A 22,675-nucleotide genomic window follows, 5' to 3' on the forward strand; every position below is an offset into this window, starting at 1 on the left:
ATGTAATAAGCGGGTATTTTTTTAAGTTTGCTGATATGGTTAATAAACTACCTGAGGTTTGGTTGCGTGGACCGCTTCCTGATATGCCTGCGTTGCTGCAGCCTGTTGCTCACGCCTTGTTACAGGCACGTGAAGAAGTGGAAGAGTTAATGAATAATTTTCCTGCGGAGCTGCTGTGGTTAAAACCTGCCGGTATGGCTTCACCTGGGTTCCATTTGCAGCACCTGGCCGGAGTGTTGGATAGGTTATTTACCTATGCACGTGCAGAAAGTTTAAACCATGCACAACTTAGCGCTTTAGCCGCCGAAGGTAAGCCTTCGGCGGAAACTTATAACACCAGGGAACTGATTGAGCGATTTAACCGGCAGGTAGACATTGCCATAGCTCAGCTTAAAAGCGCCAGTGAGCTTGAACTGACCGACGTTAGGGGCGTTGGCCGTGCGCAGGTACCTTCTACCGTTATAGGATTATATATCCACTCGGCCGAGCATACCATGCGGCATGTAGGGCAATTACTGGTAACTGCAAAGGTTTTACTGGCTGGTTACTGATGATTGTATTGTGCTACTATGGCCTCAAGCTCCGAAAAATTTTGAATGCGGTGGCTGGCCTGCTCATCTTTAAACTCGTTTTGGCGGTCATACAACACAGTGGGCGAGCCCAGGTCCTTTCCGGCTTTTATTTCCGAGTCAGGGTCGTCGCCAATCACTAGTACTTCCTCTGGCTTATACCCGTGTCTTTTTAAGATACTTTCAAAAACCTCTTTCTTGGTATCTTCAGATTTTTCAGGGTCGTTAACAGATGTTTCTTTGAAGTCCTGATCAAGGTTCAGCATCTTGATTTTGCCTTCCTGCATTTTTGTGAAGCCCATTGTGACCAAAAATTTGTCTACCTCGAACGGCTTTACCAGCTCGTAGTCGCTAAACGCTTGCATAGGTATGTCCACTTCAGTTTCGCGAAGTATGTCTGCGCCCTTTTTTGTCAACTCATCATTAAAGCCATGTTCTTCCGCAATTTTTTGCCAGGCTTTTTTATTCATCTGCATTTTAATTTCTGGCAGCTTGTTCCTGCCAATTTCCTGCTGGTGCTCCTCGAGTAATTGATATATTGGCTTAAATACAATATGTGAAATAGAGGGAGCCGGGTATATGGTGTTATCCAAATCCAGAATAAATGCTTTGATCATCGTTAAATATTTAGAACTTCAACAAACGCATTAAGTAAGAGTTTAAGATACTTTCATAAAACACGCTCTGATAATATAACATTACGCATTTCCTAGAGCGGTTTGCGATGGTGCTTTAAATTTATACCGATACAATAGCAGGTATCCGGCAGCAGATGTCATGCACAGGCCGCTAGTTACCCACCATAAAAATGCATAGCCATTATAGTTAATTAACACGCTGCCTAAAGCGGGGGCTATAATTTGTGCTGTTGACCACGACATGCTATACAGCGCAGCGTATTGGCCTGTATTTTCGCTTGTAGCACGGGAGATCCAAAAAGCGTTAGTGAAAGGCATACTCATAATCTCACCCATGGTTATAAACAGCACAACTATCAGCGCCGACCATAAAAAGCCAGGCAACAGGTTTGTTATTGCAAAGCCAATACCCGTTAGCATTACGCCCAGGGCAATGTAAATAAGTGCGTGCTTTTTTCCATCCAGTTTATGTACTAGCACCATTTCAACGGCGATAATAAGCAATCCATTAACCGACATGAGCATGCCTATAATCGTTTCGCTAAAATGCCACTGTGTTTTATAAAAAACCGGTTGCATGGTAAACAGTTGAAAGAAGCAGATAGAAAAAAGTACCGTAAATAACAGGAAAAGTAAATATATGCCATCCTTGTAAGCAGAAGTACCTTTAGTGTAGCCTTTAACTTTGGTCGTTATAGATTTAACTACAGCCGTTCGTGGCATTAGCTTTAGCAAAAGTAACCCTGATAATATATTGGTGCAGCCATCTACCCAAAAAAGCAGGTGATAGTTTACTGACGCTAAAAACCCGCCTAAGGCGCCGCCGAACGCCCAACCCAAATTAACGGCAAGCCGGTTTAATGAATAGGAGCGGGTGCGTGTTTGGGGCGTGCTGTAATGTGCTACAGCGGTTGAGTTGGCCGGTCTGAACGCATCATTACAAACGCTTAATACAAAGGCAATTATACAGACCGACCAAAAGCCGGTTTGGAATCCCAATAGAAGAAAAAGTAAGCCGCCGCTAATGAGTGCGCTAAACTGCACGTCGTAAAAGCCATACTTGTCGGTTATTTTGCCGCCCAGGAAAGCTCCAACCAAAGAGCCTACACCAAACATAGACATTACTACGCCGGCTTGTGCTATGGTAAAGTGCAGTTGCTGCGTGCAATAGATTGTCATGAAGGGCAGCACCATGGTACCACTGCGGTTTACCAGTAAAACTAAAGCCAGAAACCAGCTATTGCGCGATAAGCCGCTATAAGCGTTTCTGTACAATTGAGCGGTGTAAGCTAACATAGTGTAAGAAGAGGTTGAATTTCTGTTTGGGTTTGAATTTAGTGTCGAAGTGGCTTATAGCAAAAAACCCACTGCCTTTAACGTAAAAGCAGTGGGTTTTGTAACAGTATCGGTTATCTGGTAAATCAGATCCGTGTTATGTCTGCACCTAAAGCTTTTAGTCGTTCGTCAATATGTTGGTAGCCGCGCTCAATTTGCTCAATGTTGTAAATTGTTGATTGGCCCTGAGCTGAAAGCGCTGCAATTAGCAACGATACTCCGGCACGAATATCAGGCGATGTCATTGAAATACCGCGCAGTTGTACTTGCTTATCTAAGCCAATTACCGTTGCACGGTGCGGATCACACAAAATAATTTGCGCACCCATATCGAGTAACTTATCTACAAAGAACAAGCGGCTTTCAAACATCTTTTGATGAATTAAGACAGAACCTTTAGCCTGTGTGGCCACAACCAGCACAATACTTAACAAATCGGGGGTAAAGCCAGGCCAAGGGGCATCTGCAATAGTCATGATGGAACCATCGATGAAGGTTTCTATTTCATAATGGTCCTGAGCGGGAATGAAAATATCATCACCGCGAAGCTCCAACTTAATACCCAGGCGTCTGAAAGTGTCGGGAATGATACCCAGCTCTTTGTACTGAACATCTTTAATAGTTATTTCTGAACCTGTCATGGCAGCCAAACCAATAAACGAGCCTATCTCGATCATATCGGGCAGCATGCGGTGCTCGGTGCCATGTAGTTCGGTTACACCCTCAATGGTTAGCAGGTTAGAGCCTATACCGGTGATTTTTGCGCCCATGCGGTTCAGCATTTTGCAAAGTTGTTGTAGGTAGGGCTCGCATGCCGCATTATAAATAGTGGTGATGCCTTTTGCCAGCACGGCAGCCATAACTATATTAGCAGTACCAGTAACTGATGCTTCGTCTAGTAAGATATAAGTGCCCTTAAGGTCAGATGCATCTACCTTAAAGAAACCGTCCTCCGGATTATAATTGAACTGTGCGCCCAATTTTTCAAATCCCAGGAAATGGGTATCTAAACGGCGGCGGCCAATTTTATCGCCACCCGGTTTTGGAATTGATGCTTTACCGAAACGAGCCAGCAGTGGACCAACAATCATGATTGAACCACGCAAGCTTCCGCCTTTGGCCTTAAAAGCCTCTGACTGGAAAAAATCGAGGTCGATGTCTTTAGCTTCAAAGCTATAGGTATCGGCAGAGAGGCGTTCAACAATAACACCCATATCACCTAATAGCTCAATGAGCTTGTTAACATCCTTTATGTCCGGAATATTGCTGATTGTTATCTTTTCGCTAGTTAAAAGTACAGCCGATAATATCTGTAGGGCTTCATTTTTAGCGCCCTGAGGTATAATTTCGCCTTTCAAAGGTTTACCACCCTGAATTACAAAAGCATTCTTCATAATAATACTATAGTGTTTAACAGACACTATGGCCGGTTTAATTTCTGCAAAGATGAAATAATAAATGCAAAAAACGATAATTGGTTTGCGCAGGCCAAATTGTTTTCAATATAGCTAACTGCCATTTTTGAGCAATAATGGCCTGCTTAGGTAAATAACAAAAGCTTCTCTAAAAGCGGCTTTCAGCTTGAGCTCAAAACAAAAAGATAAAAAGCCCGATCAATTAATATTTGCGCTGGCCACCGCCGCCACGATTTTGGTTGTTACTGCGCTGGTTGTTGTTGCGGTTTTGATTGTTATTGCGATTTTGCTGCCCGCCGCCGCCATTGCTGCGGTTTTGGTTATTGCTGCGGCTCTGATTATTGCCGCGTGTGTTTTGAACCGGTGCGCGGTAGTCCACCTTGTTCAAATTAACATTTTCTTCTAACCGCAATTCGCCGTTTGACAGTTCGCGTAAATCAGCCAGGATGCTTTCGTCAGTTACTGAATCTTTGTTCCATTGAACATAAGCCATTTTCATGAAATTGGCTATTGCCTGTACCATGTGTTGCTTGCGCGCCGGTTCATCAATACTTTTGGCTTTAGCTATCATCAGCTCAATGGTTTTTCCATAGTGCTTGTATTTAATACGTTGATTGGGGTACCCAAGCGGCTCTGGCCTTAAGTGAATAGCTTCTGGTGATGGCAATGGGTAAGGTGAATCAACGTCTATTTTGTAGTCGGATATAATGTGCAGGTGATCCCAAAGCTTGTGTTTAAAATCGGCTACGTCGCGCAAATGCGGGTTTAAAAAGCCCATCAGTTCAATAACAACGTTAGCATATTTGTTGCGCTCTTCTTTAGTGGGCAGTGCAACTATATATTTGACCATGTTTTGCACATTGCGGCCATATTCGGTTAAAAGGAGTTTACTGCGGGTTGAGTTATAATCAAATTCTCCAGGCGTAAGTTTTGCAGCCATGTAATTGTTTAAATAAAAAAATTAGTTCCGTGCCTGTGCCTCAATAAGTATTCGGAGAGGATGGGAGCAACAGTGTTTTGATAAGTTAATGTAATTTTAACAGAGTAACGCAAATATAAACTAAATTGTGTTAGTTATACCTATATAAATTTGACCTGATTGTAATAATTCCCCCTTTTTAATGAATTGCGGGGAACGAAATACCTTTAATATTGCGATAAAGCTCTACAGCATACAAATCCGTCATCCCCGAAACGAAATCTAACACGCTTTGAATTTTTGAGTACAGATCGGTATTAGGAGTGATGAACTGCTTGGGTATTAACTTAACCAGCTTATTATGGTAGCTTGTACTATTGTGAAGTACGGCTGGTATAAACTCTTCAAGTAAACCGCCCATAACCTTGTATCCGGCTACCTCAATTTGCACCACCGATTGATAGTTGTATATCTTTTGAACCGAAATCTTACTGATAGCGTTCCATGGCGTCAAAAACGGTTCCTCTAACGCGTCGGTAAGGCCCTGATTAAAATTGCCACTTAAGATACTGTCTTGATTGTCCATGAAAATTTTAGAGCAGGCGGTAATAAGGTTGTTGATCGCCTTGGCCCGCATGATGCTTACTTTAGCGTCTTCGTCCTCAAATTCAGTTTCGAGCCAGTTTGCCATGCGTGTACTGTTACAAATGGGCATCAACAGTTCCTTAATCTGAGCGTAAGATAATATCTTAAGCCGGTGTGCATCTTCCAAATCAATTATGCTGTAGCAGATGTCATCAGCCGCTTCAACCAAATAAACCAGCGGATGGCGTTTGTAAATTAGTGGGCTGCCCTGTACCTTAACAAGCCCCAAATCTTCGGCAATTGCCTGGAATGACGTTTGTTCGGATTGAAAGAAGCCATACTTCTTTTGATGGATGTTGCCCTTCACGTGGCCGGCAATAGCAGCGCAAGGGTATTTTACAATTGATGCAAGCGTTGTGTAGGTTAGGGCAAAAGCGCCGTTACCTTTACCGGTAAAAGGATGGGTGAGCAGTCTAAAAGCATTCGCATTTCCTTCAAAGTGCGTAAAATCCTGCCATTGTTCGTCGGTTAATTTGGGCTTAAAAGCTAAACCATCACCATCGGTAAAGTACCGGGACAACGCTGATTCGCCAGAGTGGCCGAATGCAGGATTACCCATGTCGTGAGCCAAACAGGCTGCAGCTACCATATTGCCTACCTCGCTGATGAGGGGCAGGCGCTGGTCTAGATCAGCTTCTTGCTTTTTAAGATTTTGATAGAATATTGTACCCAAAGACCGACCAACACTGGCCACCTCCAGGCTATGCGTAAGCCGGTTGTGCACAAACACACTTCCGGGCAAAGGGAATACTTGCGTTTTATTTTGTAAGCGCCTAAAAGGTGACGAAAATATAAGGCGGTCATAATCTTTTTGGAACTGCGACCTGGCTTTGTCATGATCCTGCGCTTCGTTATTTTCAACTCCCCAGCGCTTGGCCGAAATAAGCTTTTCCCATTGCATCATATAGCGGGCAAGTTACAATGAAATTTGTACCTGTGAAAGTTTTGCTTTATCCACAAAAAAAGCCGGCGATTAGCCGGCTTATATGGTATTTGTTTTTAATTACTGTTAAGGCAATTAACTGTTGCTCAGTTCTGCGTAGTGTTTATAAAAAAGTGGAATAGTTTCAATGCCCTTGTAGTAATTAAATATATCGTATTTTTCGTTTGGAGAATGCAGTGCGTCACTGTCTAAACCAAAACCCATTAGTACGGTTTTGATGCCCAGTTCTGCTTCAAACAATGCCACAATTGGAATGCTGCCACCCCCGCGAGTTGGTATAGGTTCTACACCGAATGCTTCGGTTATAGCTTTTTGGGCAGCCTGGTAGGCTACACTATTGGTAGGAGTAACTACAGGTTCGCCGCCATGGTGTGGTGTCACTTTCACTTTAACGTAAGGCGGTGCTATATGATTAAAGTGATCGGTAAAGAGTTGCGTTATCTTATCAGAACTTTGGTTAGGCACCAAGCGCATTGATATTTTTGCATTGGCTTTTGATGGTAATACTGTTTTAGCACCCTCACCAATATATCCACCCCAAATGCCGTTTACCTCAAGAGTTGGCCGTGTTCCTGTACGTTCAAGGGTTGAATAGCCTTTTTCGCCCCAAACTTCGGCGATATCCAGGTCTTTCTTGTATTCTTCCTCATTATAAGGCGCTGCGTTCAAAGCGTTGCGCTCGTCATCAGTTAGCTCAACAACATCATCGTAGAAACCAGGTATAGCAATGTGATTGTTTTCGTCGTGGAGAGAAGCAATCATTTTAGCCAGTATGGTTGCCGGATTAGCCACTGCACCGCCGTACACGCCTGAGTGCAAATCGCGGTTAGGGCCAACCACTTCCACCTCAAGGTATGAAAGTCCGCGCAAACCGGTTTCTAATGACGGTGTTTCCATGCTCAGCATTGAAGTGTCAGATATGAGCACCACATCTGCTTTGAGCCTTTCTTTATTTGCTTTTACAAATAGCCCAAGGTTATTTGAGCCAACTTCTTCCTCGCCCTCAATCATAAATTTGATGTTACAAGGCAGGGTGTTGGTTTGCATCATCAACTCAAAGGCTTTTACGTGCATGTAAAATTGGCCTTTGTCATCACATGCACCGCGGGCATATATTTTACCATCGCGAACGGTTGGTTCAAACGGTGGCGTTTTCCATAACTCCAGCGGATCCGGCGGCTGTACGTCATAATGGCCGTAAACCAAAACTGTTGGTTTAGAAGCGTCAATAATTTTTTCCCCATAAACAATGGGGTAGCCGGCCGTTTGGCAAACCTCAACATTATCAGCGCCGGCCTCTTGTAATTTGGCCGCAGTATAATCGGCTGTTTTTAAAACATCGTCTTTATACTTCGGGTCGGCACTAACCGACGGGAAACGCAGCAGGTCAAACAACTCGTCGAGCAAGCGCTGTTTGTTGTCTTCTATGTACTGTTTAATAATTTGCATACTTACTTTACTAAAAAAGCAAATATATAATTATATACATGCTAACAGTATATAAATTGAACCAGTGATTATCTCAACGTTAATAAAACCGGGCAGTAAACAATAGCGAGAACATGTTACAAAATCTATGCTGTAAGTGTGAATTGTATTCACATTCTACTCACAAAAGTTGTACAGCCGTTGCGCAATAACTATATAATATTTAGTTTTAAACCTATTATTATACTATATGCAAAGAGTTTACTGCCTTCACTTATCATATAATACTACTTTTGGAAAGTATTATAATATATCAAGTATTGTTATTTTAAATACCACCGTCGGCAGTACCTAAATTGCTTTTAACGTTTTTAGTATTAGCCTTACTTAAAGCCGCTTTTGCTTCAGCTAATTTGATTGCAGTTACAGTACTATTTGTCAATACGTTAGTTGGCTTAACCTGATTGCCGTGACCCCAAGTATATACGCTACCCGATGCAATAAATATTGCTGATAAGATTAATATTTTTTTCATGGTAAATGTAAATAGTAAGTTGAGCTGAGATTATTATCTAGGTTTTTTGGTTGGTGGGTAATCAACGCCGCCATCGCCAACGCCAAGTTTACCATCAACGTTTGTTTCGCTGTCTAAGGTTTCTTCTGTAGCAACTTTTTTATTTAGACTGGCTGGTGCAACATCGCTCTCTTTAGTACATGAAGAGATAACTCCTGTAGAAACAAGTAATGCAGCAATAACGAAAATCTTTTTCATATCAGTTTGTTTAGTAGTTAATTATGTCTGTTATATAAAGTAACACTGCAAATGTAAAGAAGTTTTTACACATTCAAAAAAAAATTAAAAAAATATTTTTTTCGCACTTTGTGCCGCGCATTCTAGTATATTTATGACATTTGATGCGTGTTAGTGAAATACAACCTTTAATGAAGAAGATTTTTACTTTTCTAATCTTGATTCTTGTTTCATCATTAGCCTCAGCGACGCTAATTAACAAGGCGCAGGATACTACAGAAGTGGTAAATCTTTACATACGCGGCTACGAAATGCGCATGACTGATGCAAGGCAAACCATCAAGTATGCAGATCGTGCGTTAAGCATTGCTAAGAAGTTAAACTACTCTAAAGGTGTAGCCAACGCATACCGTGTAAGAGGTATTGGAGAGTATTATATAGGGCATAGTGAAAAAGCTATCGAAAACTACCTCTCGTCACTGGCTGCGTTTCAAAAATCAAATGATGCACTAGGTGAAGCTCGTATTTACTTGAATATTAGCTCTTTATATCTTGACGTAGATTACGATAAATGCCTGGAGTATTTAAATGCCGCTGTAAATTTATACCATACAAAACATATCGATAACAAAAATATTTTAGCGTCAATTTATCTGAATTTTGGCAACGTTTACCAATTGCAAACTAATTACAGTAAAGCTTTGGTTAGCTATACAAAGAGCTACGATATTATTCGGCAAATAAATAATCCGGCTTTAAGTATTACAGTTATGCAAAATCTGGGTGTTATTTATTCAGCTACGGCTAATTATAGTAAAGCCAAAGAGTATTTATTCAAAGCCATTGAGCAAGCCAAGATTCTTGATTTGAACCAGCCTGTAGCACAGATTAACTTGACTTTAGCTGAAATATATATAGCAGAGGGAGATTTTAAGAAAGCAGAGGAGTGCTTAACTGAGGGCAAAGCTTACTCGGCGCTAAGTAAAAATGAAAAGATAGATCATAGCTATCAGATTACTTCTTACTTACTCGAATTAAAACGTAAAAATTTCGAGAAGGCGCTAAACTATCTGCAAAGCATTTACAGGCAGGATAGCATTGATTATAAGTCGCGTAACTCAGCAGCATTGAGCTTGTACCAGGCTAATTACCGGCAAGAAGAACTTAAACGTAAAAACGAACAGATGATGCTCAAGAATGAGCAAATTATGCTTAAGCAGGAATATGCCAGAAATACCATGATTGGTACGGTTATACTGGCTGCCTTTTTAACCCTTGTAATCGTTTTACTTGTTAGCAACGTTAAGCGTAAGGCAGAAACTAATAAAAAGCTTACCGAATTAAATACTGAAATTTCTAATCAAAAAGATAATCTGGACAGGATCAATCATCACCTTGAAGAGATTATAGACGAGCGCACCAAAGACCTTCAATTAAAGAACAAGAAGTTGTCTGATTATTCTTCACACTTGTCTCACCAGATACGTGGCCCTATAGCTACACTTAAAGGTTTAATGAACCTTGAACGCGAGGGTTTGGTAAGTCAGGAAGAATGTATTCAAATGATGATTAAATGTGTATCTGAGATCGACGACAAGATCATCGACATGAGCGATATGTTGCACAATCCTCAGCGTGCCGGCATGTAGGTTGGCTTATGTTGGGGCTAGTAGATTAAGCTATTCTTAATAGCGGCAAACTTGAATGAATTTGTGCTTCCAGTAATCCTAAATATACACAATACCAGGCCACCATTTGCAGTATAAGCAATTTGCGATGACGGCGATAGCCTTGTGTTTCAAAAGCCAATTTCTTATTTCCTGCAGTTACATAAAAGCTTACCTCACCTTTACGAGGCTTATATGTAGAACTAAGTAAATCTATTACGGTTACTTTAAGTTTAGTATCCGGGTCGTGGATGGTACCTAATTTTAAAGCTGCATCAGTGGACGTGGATAATAGATAATTTCTCATTACAACTTAGTATTGTTATAAGCTGTACTTACAATTATTACTCCAAATACTATTAAAAACCTTTTTTAAAAGAAAATGCCGCAATAATTGATTTTAAGTAAACGTATTTAACCTAACGTTTAATCAATTTTGCGGCACAACTTACCTTACTAGGTTACTATCTTATTTACGCAACAGAAGTGTCACATAAAGCAAACAAAGCACGTATTTATACGGCGATTGATTTTTTATTGTGTAACTCTTCGTACAGCTCAATTACTTTGCGTTGCAAGTCTGCAATCTCCGCTTCGCGGTCGGTTAGCTTTTTTTGTGCTACGCTCATGCTTGTGTACTGCTTTTCGGTATCGGTTAAGCCTAAACCTAATAGTTGTACCACGCTGATTTCATAAATGCTGGCTATTTGCTCCAGGCGCGAAAGGTTGACATCGGTTATACCGGTTTCGATTTTTGAAAAGGCGGGTATTGAAATACCTAAACGGTTTGCTACATCTTCTTGGCTCCAGCCGCGTTGATGGCGCAGTGTGCGAATGTTGTTGCCAACAGAATTTACTGCTTTGTTGTTGATTAACGGACTCATAATTTTTGTTTAAACACCTATTAGGGAAAAGGGGTGTTTAAACATTAATTCAAACCAGATGCCATCAATTGAAAAAGCTCATAACAGTGCGTTAAAGAGGGTTTTTAATTCTTATTAGTTAAAAGTGTTGATTAAATTCCCCATAAAATGGGTAATTGATTTAATTATTTACTCACTTTGAGGCAATATTTACCTTTTAAGCTATATCAATTACTTAATTATTAATGATTTTAGTCAATTAGGCACATTAATGTTTCTTGTACATTATCATTTAAAAAAATAACTAAACACAAAAGGCAGTCCAAACGGACTGCCTTTAAAATAATTTAATGATGATGCTACTCTACAATGCGCAGTTTGGCAAATTTTAGCAATAGCTGTTTGTTGCCTATTTCTTTAAAAAAGATGGTTGCTTTTACATCCGGCTTATTACCCTCCAAATTGATCACTTTGCCATAACCAAAACGCTCGTGTTCAACTTCCATTCCAACTTGTAGTTTAGAAGTGTCAGAAGGGGCGAAACCTGCAGAGGGCACGTGTGCCTTTGCCAAAAGCGAGGTAGTTTTAACAGTGGGTGGTGGTTTTGGCTTTGAGAATGTATCGGCATTACGGCTCCATGCTTTGCGATCGTCATCAAAGAAGGGGTTGCCGGTTTGCGGTTTGGCCTTAAAGTCGAGCTCCAAATATTGAGCATCTATTTCATCTAAAAAGCGGCTTGGCTCGCAGTTTATTAATGTGCCAAATTTAAAGCGTGAAGTTGCGTAGCTTATTGTCAGCTTATTTTCGGCGCGAGTCACGGCCACATAAAACAAGCGGCGCTCTTCTTCAAGGTCGCTGCGCGAATTAAGCGACATTTGCGAAGGGAACAGGTTCTCCTCCAAGCCTACTACAAACACATGCGGAAACTCCAACCCTTTGGAGGAGTGGATGGTCATTAAAGATACGGTGTCAGCGTCGGGGTTTTTGTCGTTGTCATCGTTAGTAAGCAAGGCCACATCCTGCATGAAAATATCCAGGCTGCGGTCTTCAATATCTTCACGTTCCGAAAACTCTTTGATACCATTCAATAACTCCTGTATATTTTCATACCGGTTCAAGCCCTCGACTGATTTATCTTCATAAAGGTCTTTCAACACGCCCGAATGCTGTGCAATGTGCAGGGCGGCATCATAAGCCGATAAAGTTTGTGTTATAACCTGGAAGCTTTGTATAAGCGTAGAAAACACACCAACAGCACCCGCACTGCGGCCATCCAGGTATTTAGAAGGTTCCTTTACAACCTCCCAAAGCGTGGTGTCGTTTTGCCCGGCGCTTAGGATGATGCGATCAATTGTAGTATCGCCAATGCCACGGCGGGGATAATTAATTACACGTTTAAGTGCCTCCTCGTCATTAGGGTTGAAAGTAAGCCTGAAATAGGCAATTAAGTCTTTAATCTCTTTACGCTGATAAAAGGAAAGGCCGCCGTATATCTTGTAAGGAATATTCAGCTTTCGCAAACCTTCTTCCATTGAACGAGACTGGGCGTTGGTACGGTATAAGATAGCGAAGTCGTGCCATTTTAGGCCCTTCGTAGTGCGCTCCTGCATAATGGTTTCGGCAATGGTCTTGCCTTCTTCATTATCGCTAAAAGCCCGAATTACCTTAATCTTATCTCCATGATCTTTTTCGGAGAAAACGTTTTTCTTAAGCTGTTCCTTGTTATTAGAAATGATGCTGTTGGCAACATTTACAATATTTTGCGTAGAGCGGTAATTCTGCTCCAGTTTAAACACCTTCAGATCCGGGTAATCCTTCTCAAAGTTTAATATGTTTTGAATGTTGGCACCACGAAAGGCATAAATACTTTGCGCATCATCACCCACTACACACAAGTTTTCATTGATGGCAGCAAGCTTCTTTACAATCAAATATTGCGAAAAGTTGGTATCCTGATACTCATCTACCATCAAGTACTTAAACTTGTTCTGGTATTTGTAAAGTACATCCGTATGCTCTTTAAGCAGGCGGTTGGTTTGAAACAGTAGGTCGTCAAAATCCATAGCGCCAGATTTAAAGCAGCGGGTGGCGTACATTTCATAAACCTTACCTAAATGGCCCCGGCCGTTTGAAAAATCGTCAGCTTGTATCTGCTCATTTTGCTGGTACTCCTGCCACGATACCAAATTGTTTTTAGCAGCCGATATGCGGTTGTACACATAGTTGGGGCTGTACAATTTATCATCAAGGTTCATTTCTTTCAAAACGGCCCTTAACACGCTCTTACTATCGTCTGTATCGTAAATGGTGAAATTGCTTGGGTAGCCAATCTTTGTAGCCTCAACCCTTAAAATTTTGGCAAATACCGAGTGAAAGGTACCCATCCAAATGTTTTTAGCTTCAGCACCAACAACCTTACTAATACGCTCCCGCATTTCTTTGGCGGCCTTGTTGGTAAAAGTAAGCACCAATATGTTAAAAGGGTCAACACCTTTATGTATAAGATGGGCAACACGGTAGGTAATTACCCGGGTTTTACCCGAGCCGGCACCGGCAATAATCATCACAGGGCCTTGTATTTGCTCTGCGGCAGCCCTTTGCTGCGGATTTAATCCCTGTAAGTAATCCAAAATCTTTTCCTCGTTTTCTTAAACTGCGAAATTAAAGTTTTGGTGCGAAAGCCCGAAAGATAATATCAGATAAGCGGCCACCGATCTAATGTTGGCTACTTGCCATCAGTATAGAACCTCATGAAAGCTATCAATAAGCTGGTAATTAAAAATATATTAAAATGCTATACAATTTGCTCGTGCTATTGTTAACTATAGTAATCAAACAACTTTACTTATGAAAAGCAACAACAAATATGCGCTGATTACCGGCGGTACCAGTGGAATTGGATACGAGTTATCAAAATTATTTGCCATGGACGGCTACAACCTTATTATTGTAAGCCGGAGCGATGAACGCCTTGAAGAAGTAGCACGCGAACTGGAGCAACAGTGCGATATAGAAGTTAAAACCATAGCGCAGGATTTGTTCAAACCCGGTGCGGCTAAAGCCATTTACGAACAAACGCAGCAATGGGGTATAACTGTTGATGCCTTAGTAAATAACGCGGGGCAAGCGGAGTATGGCGCTTTTATAGATACCGACCTTAACCGTGATATTGACATCATTCATCTGGACGTAATCGCATTGGTTAGTTTAACCAAATACTACCTTAAAGAAATGGTAGCCCGTAATGATGGCAAAATATTGAATGTGTCATCATCGTTGGCAAAATCAGCTACGCCATTAATGGCGGTTTATGCTGCTGCTAAGTCATTTGTACTGTCCTTTACTGAAGCGCTGATACAAGAAGTAAAAGATACCAATGTAACCTTAACTGCACTGTTGCCTAATGCTACCGATACTGATTTCTTTCACAAAGCAAAAGCAACCAATACGGTGGCCTACAAAAAAATGACCTTTTACAAACCTGAGGAAGTAGCGGCTGCTGCTTTTGAAGGCCTAAAGGCAGGGAGTGATAAAGTAGTACCAGGTATAATGAATAAAGCGAATATGCTGTTTAATAACTTGCTTACCGATAATGCCGCAGCAGCGGTTACAGCAAGTATTACCGCACCAAGTACCAGCGGTAAACAGCATACTGAGCATGCGGCATCAGCCGAAGAGCGGGTAACCATCAACAACCAGACCGGCAGCACCGAAGGCGATTTCCCTTCGCATGAAGGGCATGACCACAAGGAATAAGCTTTTCTAACCCATATTTAATAATGCCGTATAGGAGTAGCTGTACGGCATTATTGCTTATATATAAAACCATTAGTTTCATCTGCTGGTTCATTCTAAGAATACAGGAAAAATTTAAATCGTTATGAATCATCTTGCCAATGCTGCATCGCCATACTTACTGCAACATGCCAACAACCCGGTGGATTGGTACCCATGGGGAACCGAGGCCCTTCAAAAAGCGAGGGATGAAAGCAAGCTGATCATTGTAAGCATTGGTTACTCGGCTTGCCACTGGTGCCATGTTATGGAACATGAAAGCTTTGAGGACGAGCAGGTAGCTACACTAATGAACGAACATTTTGTTTGCATTAAGGTAGACAGAGAAGAACGGCCCGATGTTGACCAAATTTATATGAGCGCCGTACAGCTCATGACCAACCGCGGCGGCTGGCCCCTTAACTGTATTTGCTTGCCTGATCAGCGTCCAATTTACGGTGGTACCTATTACCCCAAGCAGAACTGGATAAATATCCTCACTAGCCTGGCAGATTTTTACGGAACCCGACCCAATGAAGCTGTGGAATATGCTGAGCGCTTAACCGAGGGCATCCAGCAATTTGAGTCGGTAGATCTGATTGCCGAACAACCGCGGTACACAGCTGCCGATTTGAAGACCATTATCACAAACTGGAAGAAACATTTCGATGCCACCGAAGGAGGTACAGGCAGGTCGCCTAAATTTCCGATGCCTAATAATTGGTTAACCCTCATGCGCTTTGCACACCTCATGCAGGATGAAAGCGTAGCCCGCCAGGTTGAACTTACTCTGAATAAAATGGCATTTGGGGGCATTTATGATCATATAGGAGGCGGTTTTGCCCGTTATTCGGTTGATGGGCGCTGGCATGTGCCGCACTTTGAAAAAATGCTTTATGACAATGCCCAACTGGTGGGCTTATATGCCGAGGCCTATGTTTGGAATAAGGATGAGTTATACAATAAGGTGGTTGAGGAAACGATTGAATTTGTAAAGCGTGAATTAACCTCGCCGGGCTTTGGCTTTTACTCAGCACTTGATGCAGATAGTGAGGGGATAGAAGGCAAGTTTTACACCTTCACGAAGGCAGAAATTGAAAATATCTTGGACGATGAAGCAGATTTGTTCTGCATCTACTATCACGTCACCGATGATGGTAACTGGGAAGAAGAACAAACCAACGTGCTATACCGAAACGAGCGGGACGAGTTATTAGCCCATAAATTGGGCATGGAAACCGGTGCTTTGCAAAGCGCAATTGCAGCTGCAAAAGCCAGGGTTTTTGAAGCTAGAAGCCGCCGAATACGGCCAGGATTGGATAATAAAATTTTAGCATCATGGAATGGCTTAATGTTGAAGGGCATTTGTGAAGCTTACCGTACATTTAACAACGAAAGCTACTTGGCATTAGCTATTCAAAACGGCACATTTATTCATCAAAACCTCATTACCGAAAAATACAGGCTGGCCCGTATCTTTAGGCCTGGTGTTAACAGAGAAGAAAAAGTTATAGCCTTTTTAGATGATTACGCCAACGTTATAGAGGCCTTCATTGCCTTATATGAGGTTACCTTCAACAAACAGTGGCTTGATGTTGCGCAAAAACTTGCCGATAATGGCATTGCATATTACTATGACGAGGGCGAAGGAATGTTTTATTATACCCCTGCGGATGATGAGCAGCTTATAGCCCGTAAAACTGAAATTATGGACGGTGTTATTTCATCATCCAATTCAGTAATGGCGCGCAGTCTAAAAAAGTTATCTCTGTTTCTTGAACATCAGCGTTATCAGGAAATATCAGCGCAGTTGTTGCGCAATGTAATGCCTTATATGGCCAACTATGGTTCATCTTACGCCAACTGGACCTTGTTGTTATTGGAGGAAATAGCTGGCTTATATGAGGTTGCTATAACTGGTAATGATGCACATGCTGTGCGCCAGGAGTGGGAAAAGCACTATATACCTAACAAAATAATCTTGGGCGGTACGCAAGAAAACTTACCTTTACTGCAAAACAGGGTAGCTGCACAAAGCCGTATATTTATCTGTAAGGACAAAACTTGCGGAATACCGGCTTACTCGGTAACGGAGGCTTTAAAACAAATTTTGCTTTCGTAGCTTATTAATTAAAAATTTATCTAATGAAAATTGAATCACAACACGTCGTATCGTTAACCTACGATTTGTATGTTAACCAGGAAGACGGCTCAGAAGCTTTGGTTGAAAGTGCAACCCAGGAGCAGCCATTAACTTTTTTGTATGGCGCAGGTCAGATGCTGCCAAGGTTCGAAGAAAACCTGAGCACACTTTCAACCGGCGATAGCTTTGATTTTAAATTGAGCGCCGAAGATGCTTACGGTGAATATAACGATGAAGCTGTAGCTAATTTGCCTAAAGAAATGTTTGATGGTACAGATATGCCAGAAGTGGGTGCAGTTTTGCCTTTGCAAGATAACCAAGGCAACCGTTTTCAAGGTCAGGTGGTATCAGTAGTTGAAGACTCAGTTATTGTAGACCTCAACCATCCAATGGCGGGCCAGGAATTACACTTTAAAGGTGAGATCATTAACGTGCGCCCGGCCAATGCTGAGGAATTGTCGCACGGGCATGCTCATGGTCCAGATGGCCTTCATCAGCACTAAGAAAACGAGACATACCATAAAAAAAGCCGCCGGAACTTCTCCGGCGGCTTTTTTTATGGTAATCTTATTCTGTCGGTCCTGTAAAATTGACAAGGAATTAGTATGCGTACTGGTACTGGATTGTCGTTCAGCTTGCCGGCCATATATATTTTGTCTTCATCGGCCAGCAGGTTAACATTTACATTCAAAAGTACATCATCTCCATCATCCACCGCATTAACAGAGCGTATGCGTAGTTTAAATTCGGCAAGTCTGCCACCCGGACTTACTAAGAGCTCCATTCTTACCTTCTCCGTTTCATTTTGGAGGTTTTTTAGCTCTGCGGGCAGTCGCACCAGATTAATATAAGGTAAATAGCCGTAATAGTTACCCCCAATTCTGATCGGACGCGAAAACTTGTAATCGTTTTTTAAGGAATCATCTACAACATATGTGATCTGGCTGCCTTGCTCTTGCGGGGCTTCATAGGTTAAGGACATCTCGTCGTAATTAAAGCGTTGCTTTACTACGCCTTTACTATCAAAAAAAGACCATGTACCAACTTTCTTATTGTTGTTGTAACGGCCCGCTGCAATGAGCGTCTTTTTTAAATAAGCAGCATAGGTGCCTTGCATTACATCATAATTGCTTTTTAAAACCGTGTACTCCTCAACAACCTCTGGGGTTAGTTTACGCTCACGCGCAACAGTCTCCTGGGCCATGCAACAGCTGGTAGCAAATAAGAAAAAAAGGCATAAATTGATATGTTTTACCATGGCTAGCTTATTACGCAATAATAAACAAAGGGTGTGATGTTTGGTTGTAAACGCCAAGAAGTTAATTGTCATAACTGATGATAGAGTGTATTGACGGATGTAGGTTTAACCGGTTTAAAAAAATATTTTTCCTACGTGAATTTTAGTGTAACAAGTTTATAATTTATGCTTTTGTATTCAATTTATTACTTAGTAATTTTTAATACTTAGTGTATTTACCGTTAAATTTGGTAAGCGCAATAATTAAAATATGCAATGTTTTTAAAAATAGCGCATCATATTATAAACCTAAGGTTAGTTCGGCGTATATATACAAAACCGGCTCATCTGTACATACATAAATACTTATGTTGCTAAACAACACTTATAAAAAGTCGTGGAAAATCATAGGCCTTTGCCTGTTGCTTGGAGGCAGCGTTTTAGCCCAAAAGAAACCGGGTATGGCCGAGGGCGTTAAAGCGCCTGCAGCTGTTAAGATAGATGGCAAACATAACGAGTGGGGAACTTTACCCGAGTATAACAAAAGCACATCGTTAAGATACACACTTGCTAATGACGCTAACAATCTTTATTTGGCCATTACTTCTACCGATCAAATTAATATAAATAAGCTATTGGGCGGTGGGTTAACCTTTACTATTAACAAAGACGGAAAGAAGAAGGAGAAAGATGCCGCTACCTTTGTTTATCCGTTTGTAACCCGTGGCCGCGGTTTTCGCATGGGCGGGGGCGGTAGAGGCCGCCAGGGTGGAGGCGACGTTGATACCGTTGCCTTAGTAGCGTCGCGTAAGCAAGCAGTTGCCGGAATGAAAGAACTCAGCGTAACCGGGGTTAAAGAAATTACTGACACATTAGTTTCTATCTATAATACTTACGGTATTAAAACGGTCATAAACTTCGATACAAAGGGCAATTTGTTTTACGAACTGGCCATTCCGCTAAAGTTGCTTGAACTCGATGCGTCAAAGCAAACCGAGCTGGCTTACAATGTCAAACTGAATGGCATACAAATGGGCAACGGCGGCGGTATGCGCATCGCTAACCGCCAGGGTGGAGGAGACGGCGGTGGCGGCAACGGCGGCGGAAATGGTGGCGGCTTTGGCGGTGGCGGCTTTGGAGGCCAGATGATGGATATGATGACAGCTACCGATTTTTGGGGCAAATACAAACTGGCTAAGCCTTAATACCTTACTACAACTTTAAACCTTACACATGAAACAAACCTTACTGATAATTACCTTTATTTTATTCGCGGCCAAACTGTTTGCGCAGGTGCCAGCCCGTGGTGGCAATGCCCGGCCGCCCTTGCCCGTTCGCGAGGTAAGCGGTATAGTCAAAGACAGTACTGACGAAGCCATAATAGGTGCTACCGTAAAATTAAAAACAGCTACCGACAGTACCGTAACGACCACAAATGCCGATGGTATTTTTGTATTTAAAAATATAAAGTCGGCTACGTTTGTGCTAAGCATCACAAGTATTGGCTTTAAGCCACTGGTGAGGCGCATGCTTAATAACGATGCCGTGGCCCGCCTGGTACTCGATCCTATTATTCTTGGAGCTCAATCCAATCAGTTAGCGGCAGTAGTAGTTAACGCACCCAGCATCACTTACAAAACCGATACCGTAGAATACCGTGCAAGCGATTACAAAGTAAGGCCTAATGCTACAGTCGACGAGTTGTTAAAGAAGATGGAAGGTATGGAAGTGGGCAGCGATGGCTCGGTAACGCATCAAGGTCAGCAAATTACTAAAGCTAAACTAAATGGAAAGGATTATGCCGGCGGTGATTTAGCCAGGGCTATCCAATCGTTAGGGGCAGACGTGGTGGAAAAAATACAGGTTGTGGATGATTATGGCGACCAGGCCGCTCGTACCGGTATTAAGGATGGAGATCCACAAAAAGTATTAAACATAACAACCCGCGCTGACCGGTCTGTAGGTAATACGGCGCGGATAAATGCCGGCGGAGGCAACAACAGCAGGTACGAAAGCCGTGTTGCACTCGAAAGACGGGATGGTAATAAGGTGTTGAATATAAATGGCAACTTCAGAAACACCGTAAATGGCGTGGCCTCAAGTGGCATAGCTGGTGGTGCAGGTGGTGCTGGCGGCGGCAATAACGGTGCTCCCGGCGCTACAGGATCTGGTGGAACTACGACATCAGGAAGCCCGAGCATTACTTACCGCGATCAGTGGACCCCTAAAATTGAGGTAAACATGAATTATCGTTATAATTATACTAACGTAAATTCTGTAAATAACAGTTACGGTCAGAGCTATTATCAAAGCCGTTTACCCAATGGAACGGCTCAATCAGATACACTTTTTTTTGTTAGAAACAGCAATCAGCTTAATAACAACAAACAGCACAACTTCAGTTTTGAGTTTGAGTACAGCCCCGATAGCTCTAACTTTTTAAGGGTTACTCCAACTATTAACATCAACAGTAGTAGTGCCAGCAGCAACTCAAGCAGGGCTGATAGCGGCTTGCGCTTTCAGAATAATAATGGAAGCAACATCAGCTCCAATACGACGCCTAATTTTGGAGGAATAATTTTTTATCAACATATATTTAAGAAACCACGGCGTAATGCGTCAATTCAATTAAGCTATAACCACACCAATCAGCAGCAAGATAATGAGCAAAACACGCTTATTGGCTATAAAAACAATCTGGGTTTAGTTACTGGCAATTTAAATACACACCGGCTTATTACACGTGACAATCTCACGCGTAATTTCAGAACGAGCGTAACTTACGTTGAGCCCTTGTCTTTAATTTCACAGTTTGAATTTAATGCCCAAGTTAATTACCGCGGATATGACAACAATGCTTTAACAGATAGTATAGCACCCAGCGGTTTACGACTACCCATGGGCGAAGGCTTAAACAATGTATATAATTATGCTTTTACAGAATCGCGTTTAGCTTTCAACTATCGGCTTAATCAAACAAAATATAACTTGTCGTTCGGTGTTACTGCGGTGCCTACCAGCCTTACCGGCGACAATGTAAGCAGGGGCAATATCAGAACAACAAGAAATAATTTTTTTGTAATTCCCATTGCACGTTTTCAATACCAGTGGTCAAGGCAGCACAGGGCGTCAATCAACTACTCGGGCAGCCCGGTTGAGCCATCATTTACACAAATACAACCCATCATAGATACTTCTAACAGGCAAAATCCTATTGTGGGTAACCCTAACTTGAAGGTCTCTTTCAGGCATAATGTAAATGCACAGTATAATAACTACCTCTCTAATTCAAAGTTTAACATATCAGTTAATTTGTACGGAAGTACCGTTCGCAATCAAATTGCAACCAATAACGTAAGGATACTTGACCCTGCCGATCCTAACAAAAAAGCTTACATTAACCAAACTAATTATGTTAACCTTAGCGGTTCTTATAGTGCCGGGGGTAACTATAATTTAGCTAAGCAACTGGCCGATCGTAAGTATAACTTATCATTAAATGGCAGTGTAACCTTTAACCACAGCCTGGCTATGGTTGATAACTTGCCTACCACAACCAATGCATGGCGTTTAAACCAGCGCTTTGGCCCACGCATTAACCCCAACGAATCAATAGAGGTTAATCCGTTTATTTCTTATGATTATACCAAAACGTTTCTGACAGTGGGCAGCATATCAACAACAACGTTGCAGCGTACGGCACTCGCTATAGACGGACGCTTCTTTTTAATGAAAGAAAGGTCTTTGACTATTGGCTACGAAGCAAGTAAAAACTTCATCGGAGGTAATATTCAGCAAAGTGTTTCAAGTAATCCGCTGGTTATAAACGGGTATATCGAAAAAGATTTTCTAGCGCGCCGTAACCTTACTTTCAGGATACAAGTATTCGATATTTTAAAGCAAAACAACTTTACCAACCAGGTTATTAATGATAACGGCTATACAAATACATTATCAAATGCCCTTAGTCGTTATTTTATGTTTAGCGTGCGCACCAACCTTCAAAAATGGTCGGGCTCGCCAAGCCGTAACGGCCGGCCAATGCGTCGAAGGGGAGATGGCAGCTTTTATTAAAAGCATATAATCAATATAAAAAGGGCTTCTGTTCTTACAGAAGCCCTTTTTATTAATAATCGTTCAACTGCTCGCCAATGGTTTGTATTTCCTCATTGCTGAAGCCTGCATTCACATCGGCAGCCCAAGTGTACATGGTATCTTTGTAAATGCTGATGGTAAAATCATCAGTTACAATATCGTAATAAGTGCTTTCGCCTTCAATATGCGGATGCACGGTAGCTGCTATTTGCTGGCCGTTTACAGCCAGTGTTATTCCAAAGTCTTCCATAAT

20 protein-coding genes are annotated in these 22,675 nt (G+C 41.8%); 7 read left to right on the forward strand and 13 right to left on the reverse strand.

The annotated features are described in order from the left end of the window. The first annotated feature begins 35 nt into the window (after window positions 1–35). The gene (locus ABDD95_RS09335; protein ID WP_345951617.1) at window positions 36–551 is read left to right on the forward strand and encodes a DinB family protein; all 516 of its coding nucleotides are present in this window, start codon (window positions 36–38) and stop codon (window positions 549–551) included. Here ABDD95_RS09335 and ABDD95_RS09340 read toward each other — a convergent pair. The 8 genes from ABDD95_RS09340 to ABDD95_RS09375 all read right to left on the reverse strand — a co-directional run bounded on the left by ABDD95_RS09340 (window position 545) and on the right by ABDD95_RS09375 (window position 8,664). Further along, a complete protein-coding gene (locus ABDD95_RS09340) occupies window positions 545–1,186 on the reverse strand; it encodes an HAD family hydrolase (RefSeq protein ID WP_345951618.1) in 642 nt (213 codons plus the stop codon). The two genes, ABDD95_RS09335 and ABDD95_RS09340, sit on opposite strands and share 7 nt — an antisense overlap. Window positions 1,187–1,267: 81 nt before the next feature. Continuing rightward, window positions 1,268–2,503, reverse strand: coding sequence for an MFS transporter (locus tag ABDD95_RS09345; RefSeq protein WP_345951619.1), 1,236 nt, complete (start codon window positions 2,501–2,503; stop codon window positions 1,268–1,270). Between the two features lie 125 nt (window positions 2,504–2,628). After that, a complete protein-coding gene (gene murA / locus ABDD95_RS09350) occupies window positions 2,629–3,936 on the reverse strand; it encodes a UDP-N-acetylglucosamine 1-carboxyvinyltransferase (protein ID WP_345951620.1) in 1,308 nt (435 codons plus the stop codon). 223 nt (window positions 3,937–4,159) lie between these two features. Beyond that, a complete protein-coding gene (locus ABDD95_RS09355; protein ID WP_345951621.1) occupies window positions 4,160–4,897 on the reverse strand; it encodes a DUF4290 domain-containing protein in 738 nt (245 codons plus the stop codon). Window positions 4,898–5,075: 178 nt separating this feature from the next. Further along, window positions 5,076–6,422: a deoxyguanosinetriphosphate triphosphohydrolase gene (locus ABDD95_RS09360; protein ID WP_345952100.1), complete on the reverse strand. Its 1,347-nt coding sequence runs from the start codon at window positions 6,420–6,422 to the stop codon at window positions 5,076–5,078. A gap of 117 nt (window positions 6,423–6,539) precedes the next feature. Further along, complete coding sequence (locus tag ABDD95_RS09365) at window positions 6,540–7,913, reverse strand: dipeptidase (protein WP_345951622.1); 1,374 nt, start codon at window positions 7,911–7,913, stop codon at window positions 6,540–6,542. Between the two features lie 307 nt (window positions 7,914–8,220). Further along, window positions 8,221–8,427 carry a hypothetical protein gene (locus ABDD95_RS09370; protein WP_345951623.1) on the reverse strand — a complete coding sequence of 69 codons (207 nt, stop codon included), beginning with the start codon at window positions 8,425–8,427 and terminating at the stop codon, window positions 8,221–8,223. Window positions 8,428–8,460: 33 nt separating this feature from the next. Then, window positions 8,461–8,664, reverse strand: coding sequence for a hypothetical protein (locus ABDD95_RS09375; RefSeq protein WP_345951624.1), 204 nt, complete (start codon window positions 8,662–8,664; stop codon window positions 8,461–8,463). A gap of 170 nt (window positions 8,665–8,834) precedes the next feature. Here ABDD95_RS09375 and ABDD95_RS09380 point away from each other — a divergent pair, with 170 nt between their 5' ends. Then, the gene (locus ABDD95_RS09380; protein WP_345951625.1) at window positions 8,835–10,292 is read left to right on the forward strand and encodes a tetratricopeptide repeat protein; all 1,458 of its coding nucleotides are present in this window, start codon (window positions 8,835–8,837) and stop codon (window positions 10,290–10,292) included. Window positions 10,293–10,317: 25 nt separating this feature from the next. Here ABDD95_RS09380 and ABDD95_RS09385 read toward each other — a convergent pair whose 3' ends face one another. From ABDD95_RS09385 to ABDD95_RS09395, 3 genes are all read right to left on the reverse strand, one after another. After that, entirely contained in the window at window positions 10,318–10,617 is a 300-nt protein-coding gene (locus ABDD95_RS09385; RefSeq protein ID WP_345951626.1) for a hypothetical protein, read from the reverse strand. A 208-nt stretch (window positions 10,618–10,825) separates the two neighbouring features. Further along, window positions 10,826–11,194 carry a helix-turn-helix transcriptional regulator gene (locus ABDD95_RS09390; protein WP_345951627.1) on the reverse strand — a complete coding sequence of 123 codons (369 nt, stop codon included), beginning with the start codon at window positions 11,192–11,194 and terminating at the stop codon, window positions 10,826–10,828. Between the two features lie 338 nt (window positions 11,195–11,532). Beyond that, the gene (locus ABDD95_RS09395) at window positions 11,533–13,803 is read right to left on the reverse strand and encodes a UvrD-helicase domain-containing protein (RefSeq protein ID WP_345951628.1); all 2,271 of its coding nucleotides are present in this window, start codon (window positions 13,801–13,803) and stop codon (window positions 11,533–11,535) included. A 217-nt stretch (window positions 13,804–14,020) separates the two neighbouring features. Here ABDD95_RS09395 and ABDD95_RS09400 point away from each other — a divergent pair, with 217 nt between their 5' ends. The 3 genes from ABDD95_RS09400 to ABDD95_RS09410 all read left to right on the forward strand — a co-directional run bounded on the left by ABDD95_RS09400 (window position 14,021) and on the right by ABDD95_RS09410 (window position 17,593). Beyond that, window positions 14,021–14,929 (forward strand): SDR family oxidoreductase, encoded by a 909-nt coding sequence (locus ABDD95_RS09400; protein WP_345951629.1) that lies wholly within the window; start codon window positions 14,021–14,023, stop codon window positions 14,927–14,929. Window positions 14,930–15,053: 124 nt separating this feature from the next. Then, the gene (locus tag ABDD95_RS09405) at window positions 15,054–17,069 is read left to right on the forward strand and encodes a thioredoxin domain-containing protein (RefSeq protein WP_345951630.1); all 2,016 of its coding nucleotides are present in this window, start codon (window positions 15,054–15,056) and stop codon (window positions 17,067–17,069) included. A gap of 23 nt (window positions 17,070–17,092) precedes the next feature. Then, window positions 17,093–17,593, forward strand: coding sequence for a peptidylprolyl isomerase (locus tag ABDD95_RS09410; protein ID WP_345951631.1), 501 nt, complete (start codon window positions 17,093–17,095; stop codon window positions 17,591–17,593). A 53-nt stretch (window positions 17,594–17,646) separates the two neighbouring features. Here ABDD95_RS09410 and ABDD95_RS09415 read toward each other — a convergent pair whose 3' ends face one another. After that, window positions 17,647–18,294, reverse strand: a complete 648-nt coding sequence (locus tag ABDD95_RS09415; protein WP_345951632.1) for a hypothetical protein — start codon at window positions 18,292–18,294, stop codon at window positions 17,647–17,649. Between the two features lie 401 nt (window positions 18,295–18,695). Here ABDD95_RS09415 and ABDD95_RS09420 point away from each other — a divergent pair, with 401 nt between their 5' ends. Continuing rightward, window positions 18,696–19,532: a hypothetical protein gene (locus ABDD95_RS09420; protein WP_345951633.1), complete on the forward strand. Its 837-nt coding sequence runs from the start codon at window positions 18,696–18,698 to the stop codon at window positions 19,530–19,532. A 28-nt stretch (window positions 19,533–19,560) separates the two neighbouring features. Next, entirely contained in the window at window positions 19,561–22,401 is a 2,841-nt protein-coding gene (locus ABDD95_RS09425) for a TonB-dependent receptor (RefSeq protein ID WP_345951634.1), read from the forward strand. A gap of 52 nt (window positions 22,402–22,453) precedes the next feature. Here the strand turns inward: ABDD95_RS09425 and ABDD95_RS09430 are convergent, their stop codons facing one another. Beyond that, window positions 22,454–22,672 (reverse strand): hypothetical protein, encoded by a 219-nt coding sequence (locus ABDD95_RS09430; RefSeq protein ID WP_345951635.1) that lies wholly within the window; start codon window positions 22,670–22,672, stop codon window positions 22,454–22,456. Window positions 22,673–22,675: the final 3 nt, after the last annotated feature.

Source organism: Mucilaginibacter sp. PAMB04274 (assembly GCF_039634385.2).
In the GTDB taxonomy this organism is placed as follows: domain Bacteria; phylum Bacteroidota; class Bacteroidia; order Sphingobacteriales; family Sphingobacteriaceae; genus Mucilaginibacter.